Raw genomic sequence first — 518 nt, 5'->3', positions numbered from 1 at the left:
GATTCAGCGTCGATTGTTCGGTCGTGACACGGACGGTGCTGCCCGATGTCTTCTTATAATACAGTCCGCCGGCTTCGAAGTCGTAGGGAAGAGCCGGGCCCGGCGGCGCGCTTCCTTCTTCTACGATGGGGTTGAAATTCTTCCATACGGCGGCCGATGTATAGGCCGCTTTCTTTCCCGCGGGAACAGTCAGTTTCACCTCATGGAGCGGCACATCTTGAAACACGTCGGCGGCAATGGCAATCGGGGCATTCCATGCTACGACGACTTCTTTCAGCCCCGTACATTTCTCGAAAGCATGATCTTTGATTTTGGTGATGCTCTTGGCGAGGGTGACGGACGTTATGCCGCGGCATCCGCGAAAGACGACACTGCCGATGGCCGTTACCTGATACGTCCTTCCGCCGTGGCTCACCGTGGCGGGGACGGTCACGTGGCCCGAAGGCTTGTTTCCTTCCGACGCGTAATAGGCGCCCACGGAGTGATTCAGCGTCGATTGTTCGGTCGTGACACGGACG

Annotated in this window: 1 protein-coding gene; it reads right to left on the bottom strand. The window is 57.9% G+C overall.

What is annotated here, in order from left to right; genetic code table 11:
* The coding region (locus tag EII41_RS13780; RefSeq protein WP_148091774.1) for a leucine-rich repeat protein at nucleotides 1-518 on the bottom strand (518 nt) is incomplete at both ends.

The organism is Tannerella forsythia, assembly GCF_003860135.1.
GTDB lineage: Bacteria > Bacteroidota > Bacteroidia > Bacteroidales > Tannerellaceae > Tannerella > Tannerella forsythia_A.
Note: the sequence above shows the minus strand (reverse complement) of the source record. Positions and strands in the feature narration are given on the sequence as shown.